The following is a 26363-nucleotide window of genomic DNA, read 5'->3' on the forward strand; positions in this document are numbered from 1 at the left end:
CGCAATCACCCTTTTCTCGATTAGGATTTTACCATCAGGGCGCGCACATGATCGGCTTCAAGCAGAAGAACTCCACGAGTGCCAACACGAGCATCAAAACCAAACTTCTGGTCACTGTTGGCGTTTGCGCCCTGCTCGGCTTGGGCGCTGGTGCGGCTTTTGAGTACTATCTTGAGCAGGGCAACACCGAACGGCGACTGAGCCAGCGCTATGACCTGGTCGCCGATCTATTTGCGACGCAGCTCATCGCGCCTACGCAGTTCCAAGATCCTGATCGCATTCAGGCCACAGTCGCCAAACTGCTGGAAAAGGACCCGCAAGTTTCGGCAGTGGATGTACACGCACCTTCGGGTGAGTTGCTCTATAGCTATGACGCGTCGGGTACTCGGGACCAGGCAACGACTGATGCCATCGACGGACTCGAAGCGGCTTCTGAAAGCAACTCTGGCAAAGCAACTGTTCTTGAGGCTGACGTATACGCGGCTCAACTGCCCATTCAGGCGCCAGGCGCGCGTGGCATCGTGGGGCAACTGAGCTACGCGGTCGACATCTCAGCGGATCGCGCAGCGACTTTGCAAGAAGTTATTCTGGACATGGTGCGCACGGCGGTTGCTTCCCTGCTCGCCGTTGGATTGATCATCTTCCAGCTCGGCAGACTGGTCAGTCGCCCGCTCAAAGACCTCGGCGATGCTGTGGAGGAAATCGCAGACACGAATTTTGACGCAAAAATCTCTCACACCGACCGCACTGACGAAATCGGGGTGATTGCCCAAAAGCTCGAAACCTTCCGTGATCGTCTGGCAGACGACCAACAATCTCGTAAAGAACGCGCCTTGGAAGACGAAACTCAAAAGAAGGTCTTCAACCGTCTGGCTGAAGGGCTCGCAGAAATTGCAAATGGTCAGGTTGGCCGCACGATCAACAGTTCAGATTTCGGTGCCCTCAAAGAAGAGCAGCTTCGGATCTGTGAGGACTACAATGCTTTGCGGGCAAAGCTTCACAAGGTCCTCTCAGCGGCGTCGCAAACCGCTGAATCTGTTCGAGCCAGCGCACAGGAGATTTCTGAGAGTGTGGTGGACCAATCCAAACGGTCGGAAGCGCAAGCTGTGACCCTTGAGGAATCTGCAGCAGCCATCGAAACGCTGAGCGCTTCTGTCGAGCAAACCGCGGAGAATGCCGCGGAGGCAAGCGAACGCATCGTTAACAACCGCCATCAGGCGCAGGCCGGTGGCGAAGTCGTCGAGCTCACAGTGGAAGCGATGCGTAACATTGAGCAAAGCTCAGAGCAAATCACAGCCATCATTGGGGTGATTGACGATATCGCCTTTCAAACCAATCTCCTAGCGCTCAATGCCGGCGTTGAGGCCGCACGCGCAGGCGAAGCTGGCCGTGGTTTCGCGGTGGTCGCCTCCGAGGTCCGCGCCCTTGCGCAACGTGCATCAGATTCAGCAAACGAAATCAAAGACCTTATCCATCGCTCGGGAGAGCAGGTCACCAAGGGCAGCGAGCTTGTCAACAAAGCTGGCGCAGCCCTGCAGGAGATCATCACCGGCGTGAACCATGCATCCGATCTGGTCGCCCAAATCGCAACGGGTTCGCGTGATCAGGCCGACAATCTCATCGAGATCAAGGAAAGCGTGACAGAGCTGGATCGCGTCACGCAACGCAATGCCGCGATGATTGAGGAAGCCTCGGCCGCGAGCCGTAACCTTTCCGAAGAGGCCAACCGCATGGCCGATGTGCTCCAGACCTTCAAACTTTCCGGCGAAGCTGTTGCAACCGCAAGCGCTCCAAAACCTGCAGTGAAAAAACCGCAACGGCAGCCCAATCCAGCGCCAGCTCCAGTTGCGGCCAGTAAGGTGAAGGCCAAAGAGCCCGCCGCTCCAAAACCCACGAAAGACGCTGAAGCCAAGGCGAAAGAATGGGATGAGGACGCAGCGCGCGATGCGGTCGAGGTCAAATCAAAGGAAAAGAAGCCCGCTTCAGCCAAGGCCAAACCGGTCAAAAAGGCCAAAGTGAAAAAGGCACCGGCGCCAGTTCCCGAAACGAAAACCGACCCAAAGCCCCATAAAGGCGAAGCCGCAACGCAGGTCGCATCCTCCGCCTCAACGACAAAGGCCGCAGTTGTGAACCAGTCGCCCAACGATCTCTCAAGCGAAGACTGGGAAGACTTTTGACAATCCGTGAGCTGAAAATCAGCACAAATTCCAGGACCGAAACCCTGACACACCAATTAATAGAACGGAACGCGCCATGAGCCTAGCTGAAGCAGAAGCGATCAAAGGATTTAACGTGCACCCCCTGTTGCAGGGCGATGTGCAGGTGTCCGATGATAACCAGCTGGTGATGACCACCATCCTTGGCTCTTGTGTCGCCGCATGTATGTGGGACGAAGTCGCGGGTGTCGGTGGCATGAACCATTTCCTCCTGCCGGGTACCGAAAATGACTCCTCCGGCGGCATGAGCCATGGTGTTCATGCGATGGAACTCTTGGTGAACGGCCTCATTCAGGCAGGCGCCCGCCGTGATCGGCTTCGTGTGAAGTTGCTAGGCGGCGCAAAAATGTTCAACAGCCGCATCGACATCGGCACCAAGAACGCGGAATTTGCGACCTGGTTTGTAAAAAACGAAGGCTTTGAGCTGGTGGATTGCTGCCTTGGCGGACAACGCGGTCGCAACTTGCGGTTCTGGCCCGTCGGCGGCCGGATCCAGCGCCGTTTCATGAAAGACACCCGCCTTGTCGAAGAAGAGAGCGCACAGCGTATGGCCGCGAAAAAGCCAAAGGTCGACAAAAGCGTCGGCGACGTGCAGCTGTTCTAAACAACGTTCCAAACACACAGCTGACTTTGATTGCCGCCTTTCTGGCGGCAATTTTTATTGCGCTCCATTCAGTTCTAAGTCGAAGGGATCAGTGCACTCGGGAAAGAAACGCCTTGGTGCGCTCTTCGCGAGGGGCGGAAAACAACTGATCTGGCGGGCCTTGCTCCAAAATGCGCCCTGCCTCAAGAAAACAGACCTTGTCTGCCAGCTCTCGCGCAAAACCCATCTCATGGGTGGCCAATACCATGGTCATCCCCTGCTTCCTAAGATCTCGCAGAACGTCCAGCACCTCGCCAACCAATTCGGGGTCAAGCGCACTTGTGATCTCGTCAAACAGCATGATCTGTGGTTCCATCGCCAAGGCGCGGATAATGGCCACACGCTGCTGCTGCCCACCCGATAGTTGGTCAGGATAATGGTCCGTGCGATCCCCGAGCCCAAACCGCTCAAACATCTGTGTGACTTTGGGTCGAAGCTCCTCTCGCCCATGTCCATGCACGCGACGCGGCGCGAGCATCACATTCTCCAGTGCGGTCATATGCGGAAACAGATTATAGCTCTGAAAAACGATCCCGATTTTCTGACGAATGGGCTGCGGGTCCAACCCCGGCTCTGCAATGTCCACGCCATCCAGAAAAATCGCGCCGTCATCAATCGGCTCCAAGAGATTCATGCAACGCAGAAGCGTTGATTTTCCGGAGCCCGACGCACCGATCAAACAGACCATCTCGCCGTCAGCTACATCCAAGTCGATGCCTTTGCAGACTTCGTTTTCTCCAAACCACTTGCGCACCCCGCGCAAGGACAACTTTGCCGTCATGTACGCGCCCTATTCTGCTTGTTCATCAGATAATCCGCGTATCTGGTGGCCGGTATGGTGAGCGCCAGAAAGATAAGTGCAGCGCCAACGTAGGGCGTAAAATTCGCATAAAGCGACTTATAGACACCTGCTTGTCTAAAAATCTCTACCGGCCCAATGAACGACAGCAACGCCACGTCTTTTTGCAAAGCAATGAACAGGTTCATATTCGCAGGCACCACATTGCGAATGGCCTGCGGCAGTACCACAAAACGCATGATGTCTTGATCACTCAACCCCAAAGACGCTGCGGCTGAGCGCTGCGAATGATGGATGGAGTCGATGCCCGAGCGGATGACTTCTGCCACATAAGCAGAGTAGACCAGTACCAGCGCCAAAGTGCCCCAAATGTATGGGCTGTTCCAAGGCCTCGGCAGCCCCAATCCGGGCACCCCAAAACCAATGATATAGATCACCAAGACAACCGGTAGACCGCGAAACACATCCGTGTAGGCCATCCCAAACAGGCGCAGTGGAAAGAGCGCAGGCGCGCGCGTGTCCCGACACAGCGCAATCGCAAGACCTGCCACCGCGATAAGCGGGGCGGACCACGCGAAGATCATCACATTCAGCAAAAAGGCTTCAACAAGTCCGGGAAATGTCGCGGCAAAGACCCGGCCGTTGAAAAACGACCTTTGAACCGCTTCCCACCCCGGTGCCAACGGCACAAGAAAAAAGATGGCCAGTCCCACGCTGATCGTGGAGATAAGCGCAATGCGGGTGGCACGACGCCGCACATTGGCCTCATAAAGCTCGCGACGTGTTGGCGTTTTGGCGCGGTCAGTCACCGCGCCTTTACCGACCTTGGAGGTAGTCATTTACTTGATGACCGGAACGCCAGTGGCTTCGGCAAGCCATTCCGCCTCAATCGCAGCAAGCGCACCGCTTTCGGAGAGGTCAGTGATTGCAGCATCGACGCATTCCCGAAGCGGATTGCCCTCTTCCATCAGCAAGCCAAACTTATCAGGGTTTTCAGACTGTTCCGGCGGAAACTGCCCAAGCAGCGTGCCACCATCAACAACCACGGCAGACAGATAAAGCGCGGTCGGCAGGTCATAAAGCGCCGCATCAATCTGCCCCGCCATAATCGCGGCATTCACGTCAGCATTGTCATTGTAAAGCAAGGGATCACTTGCAGGCTTGACCACTTCGGCCAGGATCGGAAGCGCCGTTGTGGTGGCCACAGCCCCCCATTTGAGGCCCTGCAAACTGTCCAAAGTTGCCTCAGCACCTGCATCCACCACGCTCTGTGTGGTCAGAACAGCCATTGAAGACACATAATACGGCAGGCTGAAATCCACCATTTCCTCGCGCTCCGGCGTGATGGAATATTGCTGCATATTGAAATCAAAGTTCTTGGCACCGGGTTGGATCGCCTCATCAAAACTCGTCCGCACCCAGGTTACCTGATCTGCACTGAACCCCATTTTGTCCGCAATTGCATAGGCTACAGCGGCCTCGAACCCTTCGCCGCTCTCAGGAGCGTCGTTCATAACCCAAGGGTAATAAGCCGGGTTGCCAGTCGCGATTGTCAGCGTGCCCTCAAAAAGCGTCTTGCCCGCAGCACAGGTGCCCTCTCCCATAGCGAAGGCTGCAACCGACGTGCACATCAACGCCAAAGCTGAACTTGCTATCAATTTCATCAAACATCTCCACGAATTTCTATTTGGCGACAGGTTCTTACGCGCGAAGGGAATTGTCCAGACCAGCACGGGATCAATCGCCCCGACCTGCACTCAACTTCACAGCCCGCGAAAATAATCGTCAAAAATCTAAAGATGCGCCATGGACAGCAAGAAACCAAGCCAAGTACACACGACTGTCTAGAAAGTCTTGTAAGCTATTTAGCTGACCACATTTTCAGCTAAATGGTGCGGTCGAGAAGACTCGAACTTCCACTCCGGTTAAGGAACAGCGACCTCAACGCTGCGCGTCTACCAATTCCGCCACGACCGCACTTGCCCTGGTGGGTGAGGGGCTAATACCTAGGCTCGCTGGGGAAGTGAAGCGAAAAATGCCCTTCTTCAGATATTTTTTTGGCTACCCCTTAGAGCACCAAAAGAGGCGCAGACCTCAAAGGCCAAACGGTGTGGTTCGCCAATCCTCAATTGAAGCCGAGCCAAAAAACACTTAGGTGCCTATCAACAGCATAAACGGCAGGTTCACATGGTAGAATGGATCCACAGCGACGGTTTGGTTGACTACGAAACCGCGCTTGAATTTATGGAGCAGCGCGCAACAGCCATTGCCGCCGGCGAGGCTGAGGAGTGCATCTGGCTGTTGGAACATGCCCCGCTCTATACGGCTGGTACCTCTGCAAAAATTGATGATTTGGTCGATCCAGAGCGCTTTCCTGTGTATCAGGCCAGACGCGGGGGCGAGTACACCTACCATGGCCCGGGCCAGCGTGTGGTTTATGTGATGCTCGATCTCAGCAAACGTGGCAGAGACGTCCGCGCCTTTGTGAAGCAGCTTGAGACCTGGGTGATCCAGACCCTCGCGGAATTCAATCTGAAAGGCGAAATTCGCGAAGGTCGCGTGGGCGTCTGGATTGAACGCGATGACAAACCTTTGCGTGCTGACGGCTCAAAATCCGAAGACAAGATCGCAGCAATTGGTATTCGCCTCCGGCGCTGGGTCAGCTTTCACGGCATTTCGATCAACGTTGAGCCGGATCTTTCCCACTTTGGTGGTATCGTGCCCTGCGGCATCACTGAACATGGGGTCACCTCACTTGTCGACCTCGGTCTTCCCGTCACGATGGACGATGTCGACGTTGCTTTGAAACGTAATTTTGAGTTGGCGTTCCCCTCTCCTGCAGAAGCATAAGAGCCTCTTACCTCTTGATCTGAGACCATTGTCGGGATTGCTGCCGAGCCTTTTCTAAGGCTCGCTGGGGTCGCTCGCGGCTCAACAAACGCGATGCCCCACAAAGGCATCAGAAAGCGCGCCTGATCGTCGCGGGTGCTGGAAATAGGGCTTTTTCGCCCCATTTTCGGTTGCACTTGGTCGTCCCTTGCTTGAGAAATTTATCTTGCGCAACGCGTCGAACACCCATTCATCAACGAGGTTACTCTCATGAAATTCCTAGCAGCAGCAACAGCGGCACTTCTCGTCGCTTCGCCAGTTCTCGCAGAAGGCGACGTGGAGGCGGGCGAAAAAGGCTTCAAGAAATGCAAAGCATGCCACACAATCGCTTCCCCTGATGGAGAGGTGATCTTCAAAGGCGGCAAAACCGGTCCGAATCTGTACGGCGTGGTCGGTCGCGCGGTTGGCTCTGAGGACTTCAAATACGGCGCAGGGCTGCAATCTGCCAATGAAGCCGGTGCGGTTTGGACAGAAGAGATGCTTGCGGCCTATGTGGTCGATCCAAAAGCGTGGCTGTCAGACAATGGCTACGAAACAAAGTCCAAGATGACCTTCAAACTCAAAAAGGGTGGCGAAGACGTTGCCGCGTATCTGGCGTCTGTTGCGCCTGCTGCTGAGTAACACAGTGCACGTTGCCACGCGCGACGTCACCAACTGAAAAGAAAGCCCCATGTCAGACCGCTGACATGGGGCTTTTTTGATGTGGTGGCTGGGGCAAATCCACCCCAGCCTGACTGAAAATTACTCGAGTTCTACCAGCAGATCTTTTGCATCGATCTGTCCACCTGCAGAGACATGCACGGCTTTGATCACCGCGTCACGTTCAGCATGGATACCGGTTTCCATCTTCATCGCCTCAATGGTCAGCAGAAGGTCGCCTTCCTTGACCTGAGCCCCCGCAACTGCCGCAACAGAGGCAACGACACCCGGCATGGGCGCGCCGATGTGGTTGGCATTGCCAACTTCAGCTTTAGGGCGCGATGCGGTCGACGATTTGACCAGACGGTTTGGCACGCGGATCACACGAGGCTGACCGTTCAGCTCAAAGAACACCTTCACTTCGCCGTTCTCGTCCGTCTCACCGATGGCTTGCAGACGGATTTCAAGAGTCTTGCCCGGATCGATTTCCGCCGTGATTTCTTCGCCAGGCTCCATGCCATAGAAGAACGTGCGGGTTGGCAGCGACCGAACCGGGCCGTACTGACGGTGACGCCCCATGTAATCAAGGAACACCTTAGGATACATCAGGTAGCCGTTCAGATCCTCATCATCCACTTTGAAGCCCTCAAGCTCCGCCGAGAGATCTGTGCGTGTTGCCTCCAGATCAATCGGCTTCAGATGCTTGCCAGGGCGCTCGGTATTAGGCTTTTCGCCTTTCAGCACCTTGTCGATGATCGCGGAGGGGAAGCCGCCGTGTGGCTGGCCAAGATTGCCCCGCATCATGTCCACAACGCTGTCCGGGAAGGCCAGCTCGACGCTTGGATCTTCGACTTCTTCGCGGGTCAGACCTTGGCTTACCATCATCAGCGCCATGTCACCCACAACCTTTGACGATGGGGTCACCTTCACGATGTCGCCAAACATCTGGTTGACGTCCGCATAGGTCTGAGCGACCTCATGCCAGCGCTCCTCCAGACCAAGGCTGCGCGCCTGGGCCTTCAGGTTGGTGAACTGGCCACCGGGCATCTCGTGCAGATAGACTTCCGATGCAGGTGCCGCGAGACCACTTTCAAAGGCGGTGTACTGCGCACGTACACCTTCCCAATAGGCGCTGATTTCGCGGATCGCGCCAATGTCGAGACCTGTGTCGCGATCGGTGTTGCGTGTCGCTTCCACAATGGAGCCAAGACATGGCTGCGAAGTACCGCCAGAGAAGGCATCCATAGCCGCATCAACCGCATCTACACCCGCTTCTGCCGCGGCCAGGATGGTCGCGCCAGCAATGCCGGAAGTGTCATGCGTGTGGAAGTGAATCGGCAGGCCGACCTCTTCTTTCAACGCCTTCACAAGCAAGCGCGCAGAGGCTGGCTTCAGCAGTCCGGCCATGTCTTTCAGACCCAGCACATGCGCGCCTGCGGCCTCAAGCTCTTTGGCCATACCAACATAGTAGTTCAGGTCGTATTTGCTGCGCGCGGGATCGAGCAGATCACCGGTGTAACAGATCGTGCCTTCACAAATCTTGCCGCTTTCGACCACCGCGTCCATGGCAACGCGCATGTTCTCAACCCAATTTAGGCTGTCAAACACACGGAAGACGTCCACACCGGTTTCAGCTGCCTGCTTCACAAACGCCTGCACCACATTGTCCGGATAGTTGGTATACCCAACGCCGTTGGACGCGCGCAGCAGCATCTGTGTCAGCACGTTTGGCATGGCTGTGCGCAGATCGCGCAGACGCTGCCATGGACATTCCTGCAGGAAGCGGTAAGCCACATCAAAGGTCGCCCCGCCCCAGCATTCAACAGAGAACAGCTCTGGCAGATTGGCCGCGTAGCTTGGCGCGACTTTGATCATGTCGATCGAACGCATCCGTGTTGCCAGCAGAGATTGGTGACCATCACGCATTGTGGTGTCGGTCAGCAGCAGTTTGCTTTGCGCTTTCATCCAGTCAGCGACAGCCTGTGCGCCCTGCTCTTCCAGCAAATTGCGTGCGCCCGGCTGGACATCCCCACGCTTCTCTGGCGGCAGCGGTGCTTTCAGATCGGCAGGCGGCATTGGCCGATCCGTTGTTTCCGGGTGGCCGTTGACAGAGATATCAGCGATATACGTCAACACCTTAGTGCCTCGGTCGCGGCGCTTGGCAAATTGGAACAGATCCGGTGTCTCATCAATAAACTTGGTAGTGTATTGATTGGACAGGAATGTCGGATGCTTCAGCAGGTTTTCAACAAAAGCGATGTTGGTCGACACACCGCGCACACGGAACTCGCGCAGCGCGCGATCCATCCGCTTGATCGCCTTTTCAGGGGTTGGTGCCCATGCGGTCACTTTGGTCAGAAGGCTGTCGTAGTAGCGCGTGATCACGCCGCCTGCATAAGCCGTACCACCATCGAGACGAATGCCCATACCGGTGGCTGAGCGATAGGCCGTGATACGACCGTAGTCCGGGATAAAGTTGTTCTGTGGGTCCTCGGTCGTCACGCGGGTTTGCAGCGCATGACCATTGAGGCGGATGTCGTATTGGCTGGATTTGCCGGTCGCCTCAGAAAGGGATTTGCCTTCCGCGATCAGGATTTGCGCCTGCACGATGTCGATACCGGTGACCTCTTCGGTCACGGTGTGCTCCACCTGAACACGCGGGTTCACTTCGATGAAGTAGAACTTGCCGGTTTCCATATCCATCAGGAATTCAACGGTGCCAGCGCATTCGTAGTTCACATGCGCACAGATCTTACGGCCAAGCTCGCAAAGCTCCTCACGCTGAGCTTCAGACAGATAAGGCGCAGGCGCGCGCTCAACCACTTTCTGGTTACGGCGCTGAACCGAGCAGTCACGCTCATAGAGGTGATAGATATTGCCTTGCTGATCACCAAGGATCTGCACCTCGACGTGGCGGGCGCGGGTGATCATCTTCTCCAGATACCCTTCGCCATTGCCAAAGGCGGCCTCGGCTTCACGCCGCCCTTCCAGCACCTTCTCTTCCAGCTCATCTTCGCCGTGGATCGGGCGCATGCCGCGACCGCCGCCGCCCCAAGAGGCTTTGAGCATCAGAGGATAGCCGATCTCTGCTGCCTCTGTCTTGATGGCCTCCATGTCATCGCCAAGCACTTCGGTCGCCGGGATAACTGGCACACCGGCCGCAATCGCCACCTTGCGTGCAGAAGCTTTGTCGCCCAGCGCGCGCATGGTTTCAGCTTTGGGGCCGATGAAGGTGATTCCGTTGGCTGCACAGGCATCCACAAAATCCGGGTTCTCCGACAGCAGACCGTAGCCCGGGTGGATCGCATCTGCGCCGCACTCTTTGGCGACACGGATGATCTCGTCGATGCTCAGATAGGCCGCAACAGGCCCCATCCCTTCGCCGATCCGATAGGCTTCGTCCGCTTTGAAGCGGTGCAGGCCAAGTTTGTCCTCTTCGGCAAACACGGCCACAGTTTTCTTGCCCATCTCATTGGCAGCGCGCATCACACGGATCGCGATCTCGCCACGGTTGGCAATTAGGATTTTGGAAAATTCGGTCATGGGCAGGCTCCCCCTCGCTGGTGTCTGTCCGAGTGTGTGTGAAGGCCTTAAGTCACGCGACCGGGGCCGCGCAATACCAAGGACTGCGTAAACATGTAAGATTTGTGAAAGGATGTGTTCACGAAAACGCCTCAAAATCCGGCAGATTTTTCTGCACCTGCGACACGGAGGGGTCGTCTAGAGAAGATTCTTCGTCACATCCCGCAAATCACTGATCCCAAGTTGGCCCAAATTCGCCTCCAAATCTTTGGAGAGCACCTCCAAAAGATGGGCAGGCCCCTGGCGACCCAATGCGGCCAGCGCATGGTGAAAACCGCTTCCCATAAAAACAAAATCAGCGCCAAGTGCGAATGCGCGCAAGATATCGAGCCCGGTCTCAACGCCGCTGTCCAGAATGATGGGCAGGTCGCAAGCTGCGCGAATGTGCGGCAGCGCTTCTATTGTTGCAGGTGCAGCATCAAATTGGCGTCCGGCGTGGTTGGAGATCCAAATAGCATCCACTCCGGCCTCTTTGAGGCGTGTGGCGTCCTCTGCGCGCATAACACCTTTGACCACCAATTTGCCGGGCCAATGCTCTCTCAGCCAATGAACATAGTCCCAATCAGGAGAAGTGCGCAGCAAGTATCCTGCGTGGGCCGTGGAGCTGAGACCCGTCACATTGCCTGCATACTCATCAATCAGGCGCATCCGCGGCATGCCCCGCTGCGCCATGCCCAATGCCCAGGTCGGGCGCATCGCCACCTGCGCCAGCAACCTTGGCGTCAATCTGGGCGGTGTCGTTAGGCCGGAGCGCACCTGCCGCTCACGCCGGCTGGCAACCGGCACATCCACCGTAAGCACCAATGTGGTGTATCCCGCGCCCCCAACCCGCTTCAGCATGTCCTTGCGAATCTCTTCATCGCGCGGCGGATAAAGCTGAAACCAGCCGTTCCCGTTCAAATGCGGCGCGACCTCTTCCGGTGTCTGCGTGGCCACTGTGGACAGGCAATATGGAATTTGCGCCTTGGTCGCGGCCTGCGCCAGCAGCCTTTCTGCGTCGGGCCACATAAGCCCTGACATACCTACAGGCGCTACCCCAAGCGGCAACGCATAAGTTTGCCCCATCAGCGTCGTTTCCAAAGACGGCGCAATCTCACCGTGCAGAATCGACGGCATGAGTTGCACCGCATCAAACTGAGCACGGTTGCGATGCTTGGTGCGCTCCTCCCCCGTCGCACTGTCCAAGTACTCCCAAACAAACTTGGGCAAGCGCTGTTTCGCGCGTTTCTTCAGGTCGCTCAGGGCTGGGTATCTGGCATGTAAGTCCATGATATTTGTGTCTGACGTCTCCACTCAAAAGTCCAGAACAACCTGCGAAAGAAACTGTGTTTTGCCTCTAGAACATAAGCGGAACAGACCTTTTGCATCCTGCCGCTTTGCGGTAAGTTGGCACCATGAGCAGTTTTGACGAATTTGACGCCTTTGAAGGCGCGTCGCTTTCGGCGCGCGCGATGATGGCGCGCCCGAGCCCCTATCTGGACGAACTCAACCCGGCGCAGCGGGAAGCTGTGGAGCAAATGGACGGACCAGTCTTGATGCTGGCGGGCGCGGGCACCGGCAAAACCAAAGCCCTGACGGCGCGGATTGTGCATCTGCTCAACACCACACGGGCGCGACCCAATGAGATTTTGGCGGTGACCTTTACCAACAAAGCGGCGCGGGAGATGAAAAACCGCGTCGGCAATATGTTGGGGCATCAGATCGAAGGCATGCCATGGCTGGGCACCTTTCACGCGATCTGCGTCAAACTCCTGCGCCGGCATGCCGAGCTGGTTGGGCTGAAATCCAACTTCACGATTCTGGACACCGACGATCAACTGCGCCTGCTCAAGCAGTTGGTAGCGGCGGCCAATATTGATGACAAACGCTGGCCCGCACGGCAGCTCGCGTCGCTCATAGACGGCTGGAAAAACAGAGCCTTAACCCCACAAAAGCTGCCTGCGGCAGATGCTGGCGCCTACAATCACCGAGGTGGCGAACTATACGCGCAGTATCAGACCCGCCTCAAAGAGCTGAACGCTGTGGATTTTGGCGACCTGCTTTTACATATGGTCACCATCTTTCAGGACAACCCGGATGTGCTCGCCAACTATCAACGCTGGTTCCGCTACATCCTTGTAGACGAATATCAGGATACAAACGTCGCCCAGTATCTCTGGCTGCGGTTGCTGGCGAGTGGCCACAAAAACATCTGCTGCGTCGGAGATGACGATCAGTCGATCTATGGCTGGCGCGGGGCGGAAGTTGGAAACATCCTACGGTTTGAAAAGGATTTTCCCGGTGCCCATGTGGTGCGGCTGGAGCAAAATTACCGCTCGACCGGCAATATTTTGGCCGCCGCGTCCAACGTGATCCGCGGCAACGAAAATCGCCTTGGCAAAGAGCTTTGGACCGAAGCCGACATGGGCGAAAAGGTGCGTCTGATCGGCCATTGGGACGGCGACGAAGAGGCGCGCTGGGTTGGCGAAGAAGTCGAAGCCATGCAGCGTGGCACACGTGGCAGCGCCCCAAAGTCGCTTGAGGACATGGCGATTCTCGTGCGGGCTTCTCATCAGATGCGCGCGTTTGAAGACCGTTTCCTGACCATCGGCCTGCCCTACCGTGTGATTGGTGGCCCGCGATTCTATGAGCGATTGGAGATTCGCGATGCCATGGCCTATTTCCGGCTGGTGGTCAGCCCGGAGGACGATCTGGCCTTTGAGCGCATTGTGAACACCCCCAAACGTGGGCTTGGCAATGTGGCGCAGCAAAAGATCCAGACCTGCGCCCGTGCCAATGGGGTGAGCCTCGTGGAGGGCGCCCGTATCCTTCTGGAAGAAAAGGGCATTGGCGGCAAAGGCGCGAAGGAACTTGGCATCCTGCTGGAGGGACTTGATCGCTGGCGGCGGCAAGGCACCCCACCCCAGGTGGAAGTTGCGCTGGACGATGACGCGGTGATTGATGACGGCGCCACCCAGACTGCAATGCGCCTACAAGAGGGCCATGCGGAACTGAGCCACGTGGAACTGGCGCAGGTGATTCTCGATGAATCGGGCTACACCGCGATGTGGCAGAATGACAAAACACCCGAGGCGCCGGGGCGCTTGGAAAACCTCAAGGAACTGGTCAAGGCACTGGAAAGCTTTGACAACCTTCAGGGCTTTCTGGAACACGTCAGTCTGATCATGGACAACGAAAGCGAGGATGCGGAGCAGAAGATCTCGATCATGACTCTGCACGCCGCCAAAGGCTTGGAATTCCCCGCTGTTTTCCTACCCGGCTGGGAGGATGGGTTGTTCCCGTCGCAACGCTCCATGGACGAAAACGGCCTCAAGGGCTTGGAGGAAGAGCGGCGGCTGGCCTATGTGGGAATCACCCGCGCTGAGGAAATTTGCACGATTTCCTTTGCCGGCAATCGCCGTGTGTTCGGCCAATGGCAGAGCCAGATGCCCTCGCGCTTTATCGATGAACTCTCAGACGAGAATGTCGAAGTGCTGACCCCACCCGGGCTTTATGGGCACAGTGGCAATACGCGGGACAGCGGCGGGTTTGGCACCTCAGGGCTTGAGCAATCGGCCATGCGGGCTGACGGCTACAACTCTCCGGGCTGGAAGCGCCTGCAATCACGCGCGGGTCAATATGGCACAAGCCAGCCGAAAGAGACCAAAGCCTCCGCCATCGACATGCAAGCCATCTCAAGCTTTATGGTTGGCGATCGCGTGTTCCATCAGAAGTTCGGCTACGGCCAAGTGGCTGATATCGAAGGCGACAAGCTGACCGTAGATTTTGAAAAAGCCGGGCAGAAGAAGGTTGTGGCGCGGTTTGTTTCCGCACCAAACGACATCCCGTTCTGACCACACGTCGGCAGGCGGCCCCCACCATTGACAGGGCCGCACACGCGCCATTGAGTGGGCATCAGACAGGAGGATGCCCATGATTTTCTATGATTGCAGCACAGCGCCCAGTCCGCGCCGGGCCAGAATGTTCATTGCCGAAAAGGGACTTAGCGTCGAGACACGGCAAGTGGATCTGCGCAATGATGCCCACCGTGCACCGGAGTTTTTGGCGATCAACCCCTGGGGCACGGTGCCCGTTCTGGTGACAGACAGCGGGCAAAGCCTCACCGAGAACATCGCGATTGCCACCTATCTGGAAGCGGCGCATCCGGAGCCGCCTTTGATGGGGCGGACGCCTGAGGAAAAGGGGGCGGTGTCGATGTGGAATGCGGTGTGTGAGTTTCATGCCGGGCTTTCCATTGCCGAAGCATTGCGCAACTCCACCCCTGCCTTGAAGGGGCGTGCACTACCTGGGGCGGTGGATTATGAGCAGATCCCAGAACTCGCGGCGCGGGGCGCAAAACGATTGGGGTTGTTTTATGAGACGCTGGAAGCCCGCCTGCTGGACAGCCCATGGCTCGCTGGCGGTGCATTCACTTTGGCGGACATCACGGCCTTTGTGTTCTGCGACTTTGCCCGAATCGTGAAACTCCCCCCTCCGGCAGAGAACACGGCGACGCAGGCCTGGTATGCCAAAGTGCAAGCAAGGCCCAGTGCGGTGCTCTGACATCGCCAGAAAGACGAAAGCAGCCAAGCGCCCTCTAGGGCGCTTTTTTCATGTCTTGCAATGCTTTGAAGGGAGAATGCAGCGGCGACATCAGGGAGGAGGAGAGATGTCGCCGCGCTTCACACAAAACGCTCAGGGAGGAGGAGAGAGCGCCTTGATACCGGTGAGCCGCGTGGCTCGAATTTCGAGGCGGCAGCACCAGGGAGGAGGAGAGGTGCTGCCGCTCTAGTCACAAGAGCTCTCAGGGAGGAGGAGAGAGAACCCTTGATCTCGTTGGGCTGTCAGAGCCCGGAATTCTTGGGCGACGACACCAGGGAGGAGGAGAGGTGCCGCCGCTCTAGACACAAGCACCCTCAGGGAGGAGGAGAGAGAGCGCTTGATCTCGCTGGGCTATCGGAGCCCGAATTTTGTTGCGACGACGCCAGGGAGGAGGAGAGGCGCCGTCGCTATGTTCAAGGCCCTCCAGGGAGGAGGAGAGGAGAGACTTGAGCTCTTTGGACCATTTGGCCCGTTGTTCGCCGCGACGATACCAGGGAGGAGGAGAGGCATCGTCGCAGAATTGGAAAGCCTGAGGGAGGAGATGGCTTCCCGAAACTATTTAAGCGTCTTGGCTGGCCTCGATGGCCAGACGACGGATCATGGAACGGCTCAGACCGAGGTCGTTCAGTTCACGATCAGACAGCGCGCTCAACTCGTTATAAGTCTCGCGGTAAACGCGGTATTGCCGCAGGCGCTCTGCCAGGTTTGCGATAAAAGCCGAAAAGCCTGAGGCTTTAGGGGCTGCCACCGGGGCGCTGTTTGCTGCATATGCCATAATCGTTACTCTCGCGTTTGAGTGTGTCCGTTCGCTTGTGAACTGTATATGGGATCATGCTGCAGATGCACAATAGACAGCTCCGCAATGCAGTTATGCGCGGACGGAATATCAGACGCCACGTCACAAACCCCTGCACAAGAAATGTGCAAATCGCGGAAAACCTTGAAGAAATATGAAGGTTTTACTACATGATCAAAATCATAAGTGCCTGCATTGTGCACTTGCAGCATAGGAGTTCAGCATGCCGGTGACCAAAGCAGATGTGCAGGCCGTATTGTCAAAAATTGCCTTACCGGATGGGGGCGATCTGGTGTCGCGCGATTTTTTGCGGGCCCTTGTGATTGACGGTGAGTCGGTGCGTTTTGTTCTTGAAGCGCCCAACGCAGATATAGCACGGATGATGGAGCCGTTGCGCAAAGCGGCTGAAGCGTCCGTTGCACAGCTGCCCGGCGTGTCTCAGGTGCAGGTCGCGTTGACCGCGCATGAGGCCTCCCCTGCCCCGAAACAAGCCGCGCCGAATCTCAAGATCGGAGGGCACCCAAAACCGCAGGCGGGTCCGATGAAAGTGGCCGGTGTGAAGCGCATTCTGGCGGTGGGGTCCGGCAAGGGCGGCGTGGGGAAATCCACTGTCTCCTCCAACCTCGCCGTGGCGCTGGCCAAACAGGGGCGCAAGGTGGGCTTGCTGGATGCAGATATCTACGGCCCAAGCCAGCCCCGTATGATGGGGGTCAACAAACGCCCGGCCAGCCCGGACGGGAAGACCATTATTCCCCTGCACGCCCATGGGGTTACCATCATGTCGCTGGGCTTTATGCTGGAAGAAGACAAACCTGTGGTCTGGCGCGGCCCGATGCTGATGGGCGCGCTGCAGCAAATGCTGACACAGGTGCAATGGGGCGAGCTGGATGTGCTGATTGTGGATCTGCCGCCGGGCACAGGGGATGTGCAGCTGACACTGTGCCAGAAAACCGAACTGACCGGCGCCATTGTGGTGAGCACGCCGCAGGACGTCGCCCTGCTGGACGCGCGCAAGGCGCTTGGCATGTTTGATCAGTTAAAGACGCCGGTGCTGGGACTCATTGAAAACATGAGCCTTTTCCACTGTCCGAACTGTGGCCATGAGGCCCATATCTTTGGCCATGGTGGTGTGGCCGCAGAGGCGGAGAAACTGGGTGTGCCGCTGCTGGGCGCGCTGCCGATTGATCTGGACACCCGGTTGGCCGGAGACGGTGGCACCCCGATTGCGGCGGGGGAAAGCGATATGGCCAAAGCCTATGGTCAGATCGCGGCAGGCCTTGTGAAAGGTGGGATGGCCTGAGCCATCCCTACCCCACTCTCAGCCCTAACGCTCAGCTCATGACTTCACCAATCATGATCTGAGGCTGCACATTGGTGAAATTCGGGATGTCCGCCATCACCGGGCCTGCTGCGCCCATGGCGGCATCCATAGCCGCTTGATCTTCAAAGAGAATCGTCGCGATGGCGTGAAACGGGCTGGGCACATTGGGCCCACCTGCGAGCCCCTTGCTGGCCTGCGCAGAGACCATATGCGGCCCCATATGTTCCCCGACAAGATCCATATGTGTGCTGGCATAATATGCGTGGTCAAATGTGGTGCCTTCCCCAACCGGATAGAGCACCTGCAGTGAAACAGCCATGACAACCTCCCAATGTTCAACTGTGTCGCCCCCAGCCTAGCGTCTGCATGCGACTCGGCGAGCGTTTTGTTGGGGCATTAACGTTTTGGGACGCTGCGGAAGACGCAAAACATCAACGTCGGTATTGCGTCTGCATCGCGGCTGTATTGCGGAGGTGCGATTTTTGACCCTTTGGAAAAACGCCCGCTTTAACGGCCCGCGCGCCGCAACGTGGCGCAGGACAACGCGAATCGGGCCAGTCAAAGGCTAGGATTTTGGCGTGGCCACCGCGTGGGCCAGAAAATCGCTGAGCTCCGCATAAAGCGTCTTGCGTTCCTCTTCGGACAGGAAGCTGCCAATCTCCACCGTGCGGCCGCTGCCTGACAAAGTCACATAATGGGGCACCGGGCCGCCGTTCACATGTATGTCGGCACGAGCCCAATAGACATTGCAGGACCACTCCTGCACCGCGCCGCGGGCCGGTTTGCGACTGAGCGAAAGCGTGTCTGCGCGCAGCGACAGCGCCTCAAACACATCGCCGTCCTTGTAGGACCGCTGCAAACCAAACCAGAGCGCGCCGACCACCAGCAGGATGAAGGGCAGCAGGCCCCAGAACAGCACCGTGCCAATCAACCCATAGAGCGGGATGGTGCCCGCGGTGAAGGCAAAGAGCACCATGGCGGCGAATCCCCTGCGCGGCAGGGAGCGGTGCGGCCAGAGGGTGAGCACCGGTTGATCGGGCGTGGCGGGGTCAGTCCAACAGTGAGGCATCAGCGGGAGCCTTTGGGTTGCAGGGGCCAGCCCCTCTTGCCCTGCGGGCAATTCACCCCGGGATATTGGGGGAATGAGAAGCTTGTGGTGGGAAGTCTCATCGCGGGCGGGGCCTCACTTCATGCCTTTGCCGCAGGCCAGAAGCACATAGCGGCCCAGAACGGTGGGATCATTGGGGGTGTAACGCGCATGCGCGAATCCGGCGCCTTCCAGGATTTCGAGGTATTCCGAGGGCTCCAGACTGCCGTGGTAGACCGGCTCCCCTGCCACTGTGCCTGCAACCTCGCCTTCGCCGTGTCCCACGGTCAGTAACAGGTTGCCGCCCGGGCGGAGCAGAGAGAGCATCTGTGGGAGTGCCGCGCGTTGTTCTGCGGGGCTGAGGTGAAAGAAGGCGTCCCAGCTCAGGAGGACGTCAAAGCCTCCCTTAAGCGTCAGCGCGCGCATGTCCATCACGTGGAAGGTGGCCGCCGGAACGTTGCTGCGGGCAAGGTCAATCATGGCGGGGCTGGCATCGATGCCGGTGACGCGATGACCCAGCGCCACCAGATGCGCCGCAAGCGGGCGACCGGCACCGCAGCCAAGATCCAGCACATCCGCAGGCTGGGACATGCCCGCCATGACCTTCGTAAGCCAATTGGCTTCGCGCAGGGACAGATCGCGCTGTGCATCCCAATGGGCGGCATTGCGGTCATAGACCGCGTGCATGTTGGCTTTGACGGTTGAGAGATCTTGGGGGCTGGGCATCGCGGGGTCGGGTATGTGTGGCGGTGCGGACAGAAAAGGCCCCGGAGCGGGGTGCGCCGGGGCCTCTTTGGTTAGGTCAGTGCCGACGCCATGTTAGTGGCTGTGGCCTTTGTCCCAGTCTTCCTGCTTTGGCAGGATTTCAAAGGTGTGCTCTGGCGGCGGGCTCGGGAGAGTCCATTCCAGAGTGTCTGCGTATTCGTTCCAGTAGTTGTTCTCGGTCACTTTCGCGCCGCGGAACAGGGAGTAGAACACCACACCGAAGAAGAACAGGAAGGAGGCAAAGGACAGGAACGCGCCGTAGGAGCTGATCTTGTTCCAATATGCAAAGGCTTCCGGATAGTCGATGTAACGACGTGGCATGCCCTGACGACCCAAGAAGTGCTGTGGGAAGAAGGTCAGGTTGGCGCCAATGAAGAACAGCCAGAAGTGCAGCTTGCCCGCCCATTCAGGGTATTGACGGCCGGTCATTTTGCCGAAGTAGAAGTAGATCCCGGCAAAGATCGCAAAGACCGCGCCCAAGCTCATCACGTAATGGAAGTGCGCAACCACGTAGTAGGTGTCGTGGTAGTAGCGGTCCACAGAGGCTTGCGACAGAACGATGCCGGTCACGCCGCCCAGGGTGAAGAGGAAGAGGAAGCCCAGCGCCCAGAGCATCGGGGTTTTGAACTCGATCGAGCCGCCCCACATGGTCGCAATCCAGGAGAAGATCTTCACGCCGGTTGGCACCGCAATCACCATGGTGGCGAGCATGAAGTAGGACTGCTGTGTCAGGGACATGCCCACGGTGTACATGTGGTGTGCCCAGACAACAAAGCCCAGCGCGCCGATGGCGATGATCGCCCAGACCATTGGCAGGTAGCCAAAGACCGGCTTGCGGGAGAAGGTGGCAATCACGTGAGAGATGATGCCAAAGCCCGGCAGGATCACGATGTACACTTCCGGGTGGCCGAAGAACCACAGGATGTGCTGATAAAGGATCGGGTCGCCGCCGCCTGCTGGATCAAAGAAGGTGGTGCCAAAGTTCCGGTCGGTGAGCAGCATGGTGATTGCGCCCGCCAGAACCGGCAGCGCCAGAAGGATCAGCCATGCGGTGACAAAGATCGACCAGCTGAACAGAGGCACTTTGAAGAGCGTCATGCCCGGGGCACGCATGTTCAGGAAGGTGGTGATCATGTTGATCGCACCGAGGATCGAGGAGGCACCAGAGACGTGCACCGCGAAGATCGCGAGGTCCATGGACATGCCGCCTTCGCCGGTGGAGAGCGGTGGATAGAGCACCCAGCCCACACCGGAGCCAAGCTGGTCATTGCCACCCGGAGCCAGCATGGAGGCCACACCCAGCGAAGTACCGGCCACATAAAGCCAGAAGCTGAGGTTGTTCATACGGGGGAAGGCCATATCCGGTGCACCGATCTGCAGCGGCATGAAGTAGTTGCCAAAACCGCCAAACAGCGCCGGAATCACCACGAAGAACATCATCAGGACGCCGTGGTAGGTGATCAGCACGTTCCAGAGGTGGCCGTTTGGTGTACAGGGTCCGTCTCCTCCTCCAAGGAAACGTGCGCCTTCCAGACACATATACTGCACGCCGGGCTCCATGAGCTCCATGCGCATCAGAACGGTGAAGAAGACCGCGATAAAGCCGGCCAGCGCCGAAACGATCAGATAAAGCAGACCAATGTCTTTGTGGTTGGTGGACATGAACCACCGGGTAAAGAACCCTCTATCGTCATGGTGCTCGTGGCCTTGTAGGGCTGCGTCTGCCATGCCGCTCCTCCTGTTGTATTATTAGAGTGTGCGGAATCTCGCTGAAACCGCCGTCACCGCAGTTGTAGAACCCCGCAGGCGGTGTCGCAACTTTCCTATTTGACATAGATCAAAATAAATTGTCGCACCCTAGGCCCGCCAACAAACGCCAAAATTCCGGTCTGATCCAAGAAAACAGTGGTTTTTGAGGCGCGCTGCGCGAAGACTGGCACAATCAAAAGACGACAAAAATGCTTTGCAAGCGGGGATCGCGCCATGACACGTGCCGAGAAATTTTCCAAGTTTTGCCAATTACATAGCCGAGAGGGGGCCTTTGTGATGCCCAATCCATGGGATGCGGGCACGGCGCGACTGTTTGCGGATGTGGGTTTTGAGGCGCTGGCGACCACCAGTGCGGGCTGCGCGGTGTCGGCCGGATTGCGCGACGGGGCCGCGGCGGTCACGCGGGCGCGGCTATTGCAGAATGCGCGCGAGATTGTGGCGGCAACCGCGTTGCCGGTCTCCGCAGATCTGGAGGATGGATTCGGCCTCACACCCGAGACCTGTGCGGAGACCATAGAGATGGCTGCGGAGGCGGGGCTTGTGGGCGGCTCGATCGAGGATGCGACCGGCGGGCCGGAAGGCGGCGTGCATGAGATCGCGCTGGCGGCAGAGCGGGTGCGTGCGGCGGCAGAGGCGGCCAAGGGGCGGCATTTCCTGCTGACCGGTCGGGCGGAGAATTACCTCTGGGGCCGTCCGGACCTCAAAGACACGATTGCGCGACTACAGGCCTATGAAGAGGCCGGGGCGGATGTGCTGTATGCGCCGGGCTTGCCGGATCTGGAGGCGATCCGCACGGTTTGCGCCGAGGTGGGCAAGCCTGTGAATGTGGTCATGGGGCTGCGCCCACCGTTTTATTCGGTGCAGGAGCTGGCGGAGGCCGGGGTGAAGCGGATCAGCGTGGGCGGCTCGCTGGTGCGGCTGGCGTATGAGACTCTGCAGAAAGCCACGGCAGAGATTTTGCGCACGGGACAGTTTGATTATGCGGAGGGTTTGATGCCGGGGGCAGAGTTGATGGACCTCATGCGGGATGCGCCGCTTGAGCAGCGAGACGGGTGAGCGCAGGCAGGAAGCCCCTGCCCACCCCTAAGCGCATGATCAGCGCCGTTTGGAGAAACTGCTGTCGGCTTTGGCTTTGTGGCAGCGTGGAATGACAGGGAAGGTCTCGGTCAGGAAATAGGCGTAGGTGCCGTTTGGATATTCCGCCGTTTTGACAACAGCACCGTTGCATTCATCCAGACTGCCTGCGCCTGCGACATAGGTGTAGTCCTGCACAAAGGTGCCGTCATGTTTGCCGCCGGGACCATCCGGGCGGGTGCCGGATTTGAGACGGTAAGAGCTTGTCATCTCGACCACTCTTCCGTTCACAGATGCGGTGATCGCATAGATCGGAAAGCCGTCAGCCGCATAGCCGATCAGCGGGGACGCAGCTTTGGAAGACCAGCCAAGGCTCTGCAAAAGGCCAATTGGCAAGCCGTGATAGTGGTACGCCCCTGTCGGCTGCACATGCGCATAGTTGGCATCCAGACCAAGAGGGACCGCTCCGCCCAGAGCCTCGTACTGCCAGCCAGAGCGGCGGTTGCCCTGCCAGAACTCGGCAGCGCCGGGATCAAATGGCACGCCATTCACTGCGACACCAAACAGATTTAGTTCATTGGATGTGGCACGGGAACTGGCGTCGGGGGCCAAAGACACTGTGAAGCGGTAGTTTTGCGCTTCGATGCTATGTGGGTTGCCGCTATTGGGAAAGCTGCCAACCTTATGCGCCGGAATGCCATTGGCAGCGATCACACGGCGGTTTCCCTCGTTGGTGATCGAGACTTGATTGCGCCCGGCAGATTGATTGGCCCGCGCCAAAGACAGCGGCTCTGTGGTTGTTGCGGTATGTTTGCGCATTGGCGGACCGCCCTGCGCCTCGCAATATGCAGCGCCGCCAACAAAAATGGTCATGGCCAACAAAGCCATCTTTAGATTCTCAAATTGCGTTTGTCTGATCATCCCAGAGTCCTTTATGCTTGTGATGCGATTTAGAGTTTCACCACCACCGGCCCATGCCCTGCGTCGCCAAAATCCAGCATCAAGGTAAAAATGCCCGGAACGGGACCGGAGAACTGCAACGCAAGCGGCATATCCTCCAAAGCCCCTGACGGGATTTTGGCCCAATATGCGTTGAGCACTTCTGCGCCCTCGACACTTATGTCTTTCAGCATTGCGGTATGGGTGCCCTTGTTCAGCATAGTCAGCAGGAGATGTACGGTATTGTCGCGACGTTTAATGACTTCGACACTGACAGATACCTGAGATGCGCCATGACCTTCATGAGCGAAGGCAAATCCCGGCGTGGCCAAAAGGCCCAAAATAAAATTACGTTTCTTCATAGGTTAACTGTGTGCCGACCGGAGGTGGAATTTTAAACTGAAACGTCGTGGGATTTGGATTCCGTCGCGAAAATGAACTTTTTTTGTCACAGGTGCATTTTCCACTTGCAGCCTTCGGTGAGTCTTTATATTCCACGCCTCACCCAAGGACGCGGGCGTAGCTCAGGGGTAGAGCATAACCTTGCCAAGGTTAGGGTCGTGAGTTCGAATCTCATCGCCCGCTCCAATTTCTCCCAATCGGGAGTGCTGAAGAAGGCGCGGATTTATCCGCGCCTTTTCGCGTTTCCGGGTCAAATTTTCGCAAAATCACCGCCTGAAAAATTATCTGCGCCGCGGCGCATTTTTCTCACTTTTTGCTCTTGCAGTCCCCCGGTGGGATCGCTAAATCACGGCCATCCAAACGGTGCGGGCGTAGCTCAGGGGTAGAGCATAACCTTGCCAAGGTTAGGGTCGGGCGTTCGAATCGCCTCGCCCGCTCCAATTGGACAGCCAAAAAGGCGCGAAGGTTTTTCCTTCGCGCCTTTTGCTTTTCAAACCCTCATAAATTTACGACGCGAGCGCGCGGGCCAGTTGGTTCTGACGCTGTATGGCGCTTTGCAGATCAATCGTAGTGATCTGGCCATCGCGCACAATCTGGCGGCCTTCGACAAAGAGATCGCGCACGGTGGTCGGCCCAGCCAGAAGAATCGCCGCAGGATCCCAGCTGCCCGCGCTTTCGATGCCAGACACATCCCAGAGCGCGAGATCGGCGCGTTTGCCGACAGCGATCTGGCCACAATCCGGACGGCCCAGCACCTCTGCCCCGCCGCGCGTGGCAATTTCCAGCGCTTCGCGCGCACTCATTGCGTCCGCACCATTGGCGACACGCTGCAGCAACATGGCTTGACGCGCCTCAAGCACCAGATTGCCCGCATCGTTGGAGGCAGAGCCATCCACACCAAGGCCAACCGGCACGCCGGCGTCGCGCATGGCGCGCACTGGCGCAATGCCACTGCCAAGGCGGCAATTGGAACACGGGCAATGGGCCACGCCGGTTTTGGTGCGGGCAAAAAGCGCGATTTCGGAAGCGTCCAGCTTCACACAATGGGCGTGCCAGACATCTTCGCCGACCCAGCCAAGCTCTTCGGCGTATTGCCCCGGACGGCAGCCGAAGTTTTCCAGTGAATAGGCGATGTCTTCTTCGTTTTCGGCCAGATGGGTGTGCAGCATCACGCCTTTGTCGCGCGCGAGCAGCGCCGCATCGCGCATCAACTCGCGACTGACCGAGAAAGGCGAACACGGGGCCACGCCGACGCGCAGCATACTGCCCTCAGTGGCATCATGGTGAGTGTCGATCAAGCGGATCGCATCTTTGAGAATGGCGTCTTCGCGCTCCACCAGCGCATCGGGCGGCAGGCCGCCGTCACTTTCGCCGATGCTCATGGCGCCCCGTGTGGGGTGAAAACGCATCCCAAGGCTTTGGGCGGCGGCGATGGTGTCATCCAGACGTGCGCCATTGGGGTAAAGATAAAGGTGATCGGAGGTCAGGGTGCAGCCGGACAGGGCCAGCTCGGCCAGACCAACCTGCGCGGAGACATACATCTCCTCAGGACCAAAGCGGGACCAGATCGGATAGAGCGTTTTGAGCCAGCCAAAAAGCAGCGCATCCTGCCCGCCTGGAACGGCGCGGGTGAGGGTCTGGTAAAGATGGTGGTGGGTGTTCACGAGGCCCGGCGTGATCACGCAATCTTGGGCAAAGACCACCTCTTCCCCGTCAGCGGCCACAAGATCTGGGCCGATCTCAGAAACCACCCCGTCCTGAATACGAATGTCCTGCCCTGCCAGCTCGCGGCGGGCATCATCCATCGTTAGGATGGTCTGGGCAGTTTTGATCAGATAGCGGCTGTTTGCCGACATGTGCACACTCCTTTGGCCATTTAAGTGGCCCGATTCGGTGCAAGGTCTGAGGCATGGCGACAGAAAGCGGGCAAAGGACTCGTCATGCGCCACGACCCTAACGGCTGTGGCGCATCGGTTTCAAGCCTGAGAAAGCAAGCGGGAGGTGACGCCGCAGCGTCAGCCTGCTGACAAGAGCCCAAGCGCCTGTTCGTGAAGCACTTTATTGGAGGCCGCGAGCACCTGACCACCCTCATGCGCAGGGCCGCCCTGCCAGTTGGTGACGATGCCCCCTGCGGCCTCGATCACCGCAATCGGGCCCTGAATGTCATAGGCATTGAGGCCCGCCTCAATCACCAGATCAACCTGACCGGCAGCCAGCAGCGCGTAGGCGTAGCAATCCATGCCGTAGCGGGTGAGCTTGACCTCAGGCACGACACGCTCAAAGGCGGCGCGCTCTTCCGGGGTGCCCACTTCGGGGAAGGTGGTGAAGAGGATGGCCTCTGACAGCGTTGCGGTCGCGCGGGTTTTCAACGAGGTGGTGCCATGTGGCCCATGGGCTTCGGCAACACCAAAGCCACCTTTGAAGCGCTCCCCGATATAGGGTTGATCGACAATGCCAAAGATCGGGCCGGTCTTATCAGACACGGCGATCAGCACCCCCCATGTGGGCGTGCCGGAGATAAACCCGCGGGTGCCATCAATCGGATCGAGCACCCAGGTCAGACCGCTGGTGCCGGATTTTTCGCCAAATTCCTCGCCCAAGATCGCATCCTGCGGACGCATCTGCGCAAGAACAGACCGCATGGCCTCTTCGGCCGCGCGGTCCGCTACGGTGACCGGGTCAAACCCGCCATCCAACTTGTTGTCCGCAGTGAGGGCGTGATGCCGAAAATGGGGAAGAATAGCCTGTCTTGCGGCATCGGCCATGGCGTCTGCCACGGCCATCAACTGCGTTTGGTCCTGTGGGGTCATTTGGGTCTTGCCTCCGCCCTGAATTCGCCCATTGGCTAACTCAGAGCGGG

Annotated in this window: 21 protein-coding genes, 3 tRNA genes and 1 pseudogene; 10 read left to right on the forward strand and 15 right to left on the reverse strand. The window is 58.0% G+C overall.

The window, feature by feature from the left end; translation table 11 throughout:
- Positions 1–47: 47 nt before the first annotated feature.
- Together ACO07T_RS01555 and ACO07T_RS01560 are read left to right on the forward strand one after the other, a co-directional pair.
- Complete coding sequence (locus ACO07T_RS01555; RefSeq protein WP_422047972.1) at positions 48–2177, forward strand: methyl-accepting chemotaxis protein; 2130 nt, start codon at positions 48–50, stop codon at positions 2175–2177.
- A gap of 76 nt (positions 2178–2253) precedes the next feature.
- Positions 2254–2820 (forward strand): chemotaxis protein CheD, encoded by a 567-nt coding sequence (locus ACO07T_RS01560; protein ID WP_422047973.1) that lies wholly within the window; start codon positions 2254–2256, stop codon positions 2818–2820.
- Positions 2821–2908: 88 nt separating this feature from the next.
- Here ACO07T_RS01560 and ACO07T_RS01565 read toward each other — a convergent pair whose 3' ends face one another.
- The 4 genes from ACO07T_RS01565 to ACO07T_RS01580 all read right to left on the reverse strand — a co-directional run bounded on the left by ACO07T_RS01565 (position 2909) and on the right by ACO07T_RS01580 (position 5635).
- On the reverse strand, positions 2909–3640 hold the full coding sequence (locus ACO07T_RS01565) for an amino acid ABC transporter ATP-binding protein (RefSeq protein WP_422047974.1): 732 nt from the start codon (positions 3638–3640) through the stop codon (positions 2909–2911).
- Entirely contained in the window at positions 3637–4497 is an 861-nt protein-coding gene (locus ACO07T_RS01570; protein WP_422047975.1) for an amino acid ABC transporter permease, read from the reverse strand. The genes ACO07T_RS01565 and ACO07T_RS01570 overlap by 4 nt, the downstream gene beginning before the upstream one ends.
- Positions 4498–5322 carry an ABC transporter substrate-binding protein gene (locus ACO07T_RS01575; RefSeq protein ID WP_422047976.1) on the reverse strand — a complete coding sequence of 275 codons (825 nt, stop codon included), beginning with the start codon at positions 5320–5322 and terminating at the stop codon, positions 4498–4500.
- A 226-nt stretch (positions 5323–5548) separates the two neighbouring features.
- Positions 5549–5635: transfer RNA gene (locus tag ACO07T_RS01580), tRNA-Leu, on the reverse strand.
- A gap of 201 nt (positions 5636–5836) precedes the next feature.
- On the opposite strand from ACO07T_RS01580, the pseudogene lipB reads away from it, so the two are divergent.
- Positions 5837–6508: pseudogene (gene lipB, locus ACO07T_RS01585) on the forward strand (lipoyl(octanoyl) transferase LipB); the annotation flags it as partial.
- Positions 6509–6757: 249 nt separating this feature from the next.
- Entirely contained in the window at positions 6758–7168 is a 411-nt protein-coding gene (locus ACO07T_RS01590) for a c-type cytochrome (protein WP_209078624.1), read from the forward strand.
- A 120-nt stretch (positions 7169–7288) separates the two neighbouring features.
- On the opposite strand, the gene ACO07T_RS01595 is transcribed toward ACO07T_RS01590, so the two are convergent.
- Both ACO07T_RS01595 and ACO07T_RS01600 read right to left on the reverse strand, forming a co-directional pair.
- Positions 7289–10729, reverse strand: a complete 3441-nt coding sequence (locus ACO07T_RS01595) for a pyruvate carboxylase (protein ID WP_422047977.1) — start codon at positions 10727–10729, stop codon at positions 7289–7291.
- A gap of 177 nt (positions 10730–10906) precedes the next feature.
- The gene (locus ACO07T_RS01600; protein WP_422047978.1) at positions 10907–12037 is read right to left on the reverse strand and encodes an alpha-hydroxy acid oxidase; all 1131 of its coding nucleotides are present in this window, start codon (positions 12035–12037) and stop codon (positions 10907–10909) included.
- 125 nt (positions 12038–12162) lie between these two features.
- On the opposite strand from ACO07T_RS01600, the gene ACO07T_RS01605 reads away from it, so the two are divergent.
- Both ACO07T_RS01605 and ACO07T_RS01610 read left to right on the forward strand, forming a co-directional pair.
- Entirely contained in the window at positions 12163–14601 is a 2439-nt protein-coding gene (locus tag ACO07T_RS01605) for a UvrD-helicase domain-containing protein (RefSeq protein WP_422047979.1), read from the forward strand.
- A 79-nt stretch (positions 14602–14680) separates the two neighbouring features.
- The gene (locus ACO07T_RS01610; RefSeq protein WP_422047980.1) at positions 14681–15310 is read left to right on the forward strand and encodes a glutathione S-transferase family protein; all 630 of its coding nucleotides are present in this window, start codon (positions 14681–14683) and stop codon (positions 15308–15310) included.
- A 598-nt stretch (positions 15311–15908) separates the two neighbouring features.
- Here the strand turns inward: ACO07T_RS01610 and ACO07T_RS01615 are convergent.
- On the reverse strand, positions 15909–16124 hold the full coding sequence (locus ACO07T_RS01615; RefSeq protein ID WP_422047981.1) for a DUF1127 domain-containing protein: 216 nt from the start codon (positions 16122–16124) through the stop codon (positions 15909–15911).
- Between the two features lie 244 nt (positions 16125–16368).
- On the opposite strand from ACO07T_RS01615, the gene ACO07T_RS01620 reads away from it, so the two are divergent.
- Positions 16369–17445, forward strand: a complete 1077-nt coding sequence (locus ACO07T_RS01620) for an Mrp/NBP35 family ATP-binding protein (protein ID WP_422047982.1) — start codon at positions 16369–16371, stop codon at positions 17443–17445.
- Positions 17446–17476: 31 nt separating this feature from the next.
- Here ACO07T_RS01620 and ACO07T_RS01625 read toward each other — a convergent pair whose 3' ends face one another.
- The 4 genes from ACO07T_RS01625 to ctaD all read right to left on the reverse strand — a co-directional run bounded on the left by ACO07T_RS01625 (position 17477) and on the right by ctaD (position 21046).
- Positions 17477–17785: an EthD family reductase gene (locus ACO07T_RS01625; protein WP_422047983.1), complete on the reverse strand. Its 309-nt coding sequence runs from the start codon at positions 17783–17785 to the stop codon at positions 17477–17479.
- A gap of 246 nt (positions 17786–18031) precedes the next feature.
- The gene (locus tag ACO07T_RS01630) at positions 18032–18535 is read right to left on the reverse strand and encodes a DUF2244 domain-containing protein (RefSeq protein WP_422047984.1); all 504 of its coding nucleotides are present in this window, start codon (positions 18533–18535) and stop codon (positions 18032–18034) included.
- A 114-nt stretch (positions 18536–18649) separates the two neighbouring features.
- Positions 18650–19279, reverse strand: a complete 630-nt coding sequence (locus ACO07T_RS01635; RefSeq protein WP_422047985.1) for a class I SAM-dependent methyltransferase — start codon at positions 19277–19279, stop codon at positions 18650–18652.
- Positions 19280–19372: 93 nt separating this feature from the next.
- The gene (gene ctaD / locus ACO07T_RS01640) at positions 19373–21046 is read right to left on the reverse strand and encodes a cytochrome c oxidase subunit I (protein ID WP_209065170.1); all 1674 of its coding nucleotides are present in this window, start codon (positions 21044–21046) and stop codon (positions 19373–19375) included.
- Between the two features lie 255 nt (positions 21047–21301).
- Between ctaD and ACO07T_RS01645 the strand changes: the two genes are divergently transcribed.
- The gene (locus tag ACO07T_RS01645) at positions 21302–22144 is read left to right on the forward strand and encodes an isocitrate lyase/PEP mutase family protein (protein WP_422047986.1); all 843 of its coding nucleotides are present in this window, start codon (positions 21302–21304) and stop codon (positions 22142–22144) included.
- Between the two features lie 39 nt (positions 22145–22183).
- Here the strand turns inward: ACO07T_RS01645 and ACO07T_RS01650 are convergent, their stop codons facing one another.
- Together ACO07T_RS01650 and ACO07T_RS01655 are read right to left on the reverse strand one after the other, a co-directional pair.
- The gene (locus ACO07T_RS01650; RefSeq protein WP_422047987.1) at positions 22184–23050 is read right to left on the reverse strand and encodes a YHYH protein; all 867 of its coding nucleotides are present in this window, start codon (positions 23048–23050) and stop codon (positions 22184–22186) included.
- 62 nt (positions 23051–23112) lie between these two features.
- The gene (locus ACO07T_RS01655; RefSeq protein WP_422047988.1) at positions 23113–23463 is read right to left on the reverse strand and encodes a hypothetical protein; all 351 of its coding nucleotides are present in this window, start codon (positions 23461–23463) and stop codon (positions 23113–23115) included.
- A 151-nt stretch (positions 23464–23614) separates the two neighbouring features.
- Between ACO07T_RS01655 and ACO07T_RS01660 the strand changes: the two genes are divergently transcribed.
- Both ACO07T_RS01660 and ACO07T_RS01665 read left to right on the forward strand, forming a co-directional pair.
- Positions 23615–23689: transfer RNA gene (locus tag ACO07T_RS01660), tRNA-Gly, on the forward strand.
- A 179-nt stretch (positions 23690–23868) separates the two neighbouring features.
- A tRNA-Gly gene (locus ACO07T_RS01665) sits at positions 23869–23943 on the forward strand.
- A 66-nt stretch (positions 23944–24009) separates the two neighbouring features.
- Here the strand turns inward: ACO07T_RS01665 and ACO07T_RS01670 are convergent.
- Positions 24010–25359, reverse strand: coding sequence for an 8-oxoguanine deaminase (locus ACO07T_RS01670; protein ID WP_422047989.1), 1350 nt, complete (start codon positions 25357–25359; stop codon positions 24010–24012).
- A 159-nt stretch (positions 25360–25518) separates the two neighbouring features.
- The gene (hisN, locus tag ACO07T_RS01675) at positions 25519–26313 is read right to left on the reverse strand and encodes a histidinol-phosphatase (RefSeq protein WP_422047990.1); all 795 of its coding nucleotides are present in this window, start codon (positions 26311–26313) and stop codon (positions 25519–25521) included.
- Positions 26314–26363: the final 50 nt, after the last annotated feature.

It is taken from the genome of Shimia sp., assembly GCF_965227725.1.
Taxonomy (GTDB): Bacteria; Pseudomonadota; Alphaproteobacteria; order Rhodobacterales; family Rhodobacteraceae; genus Shimia.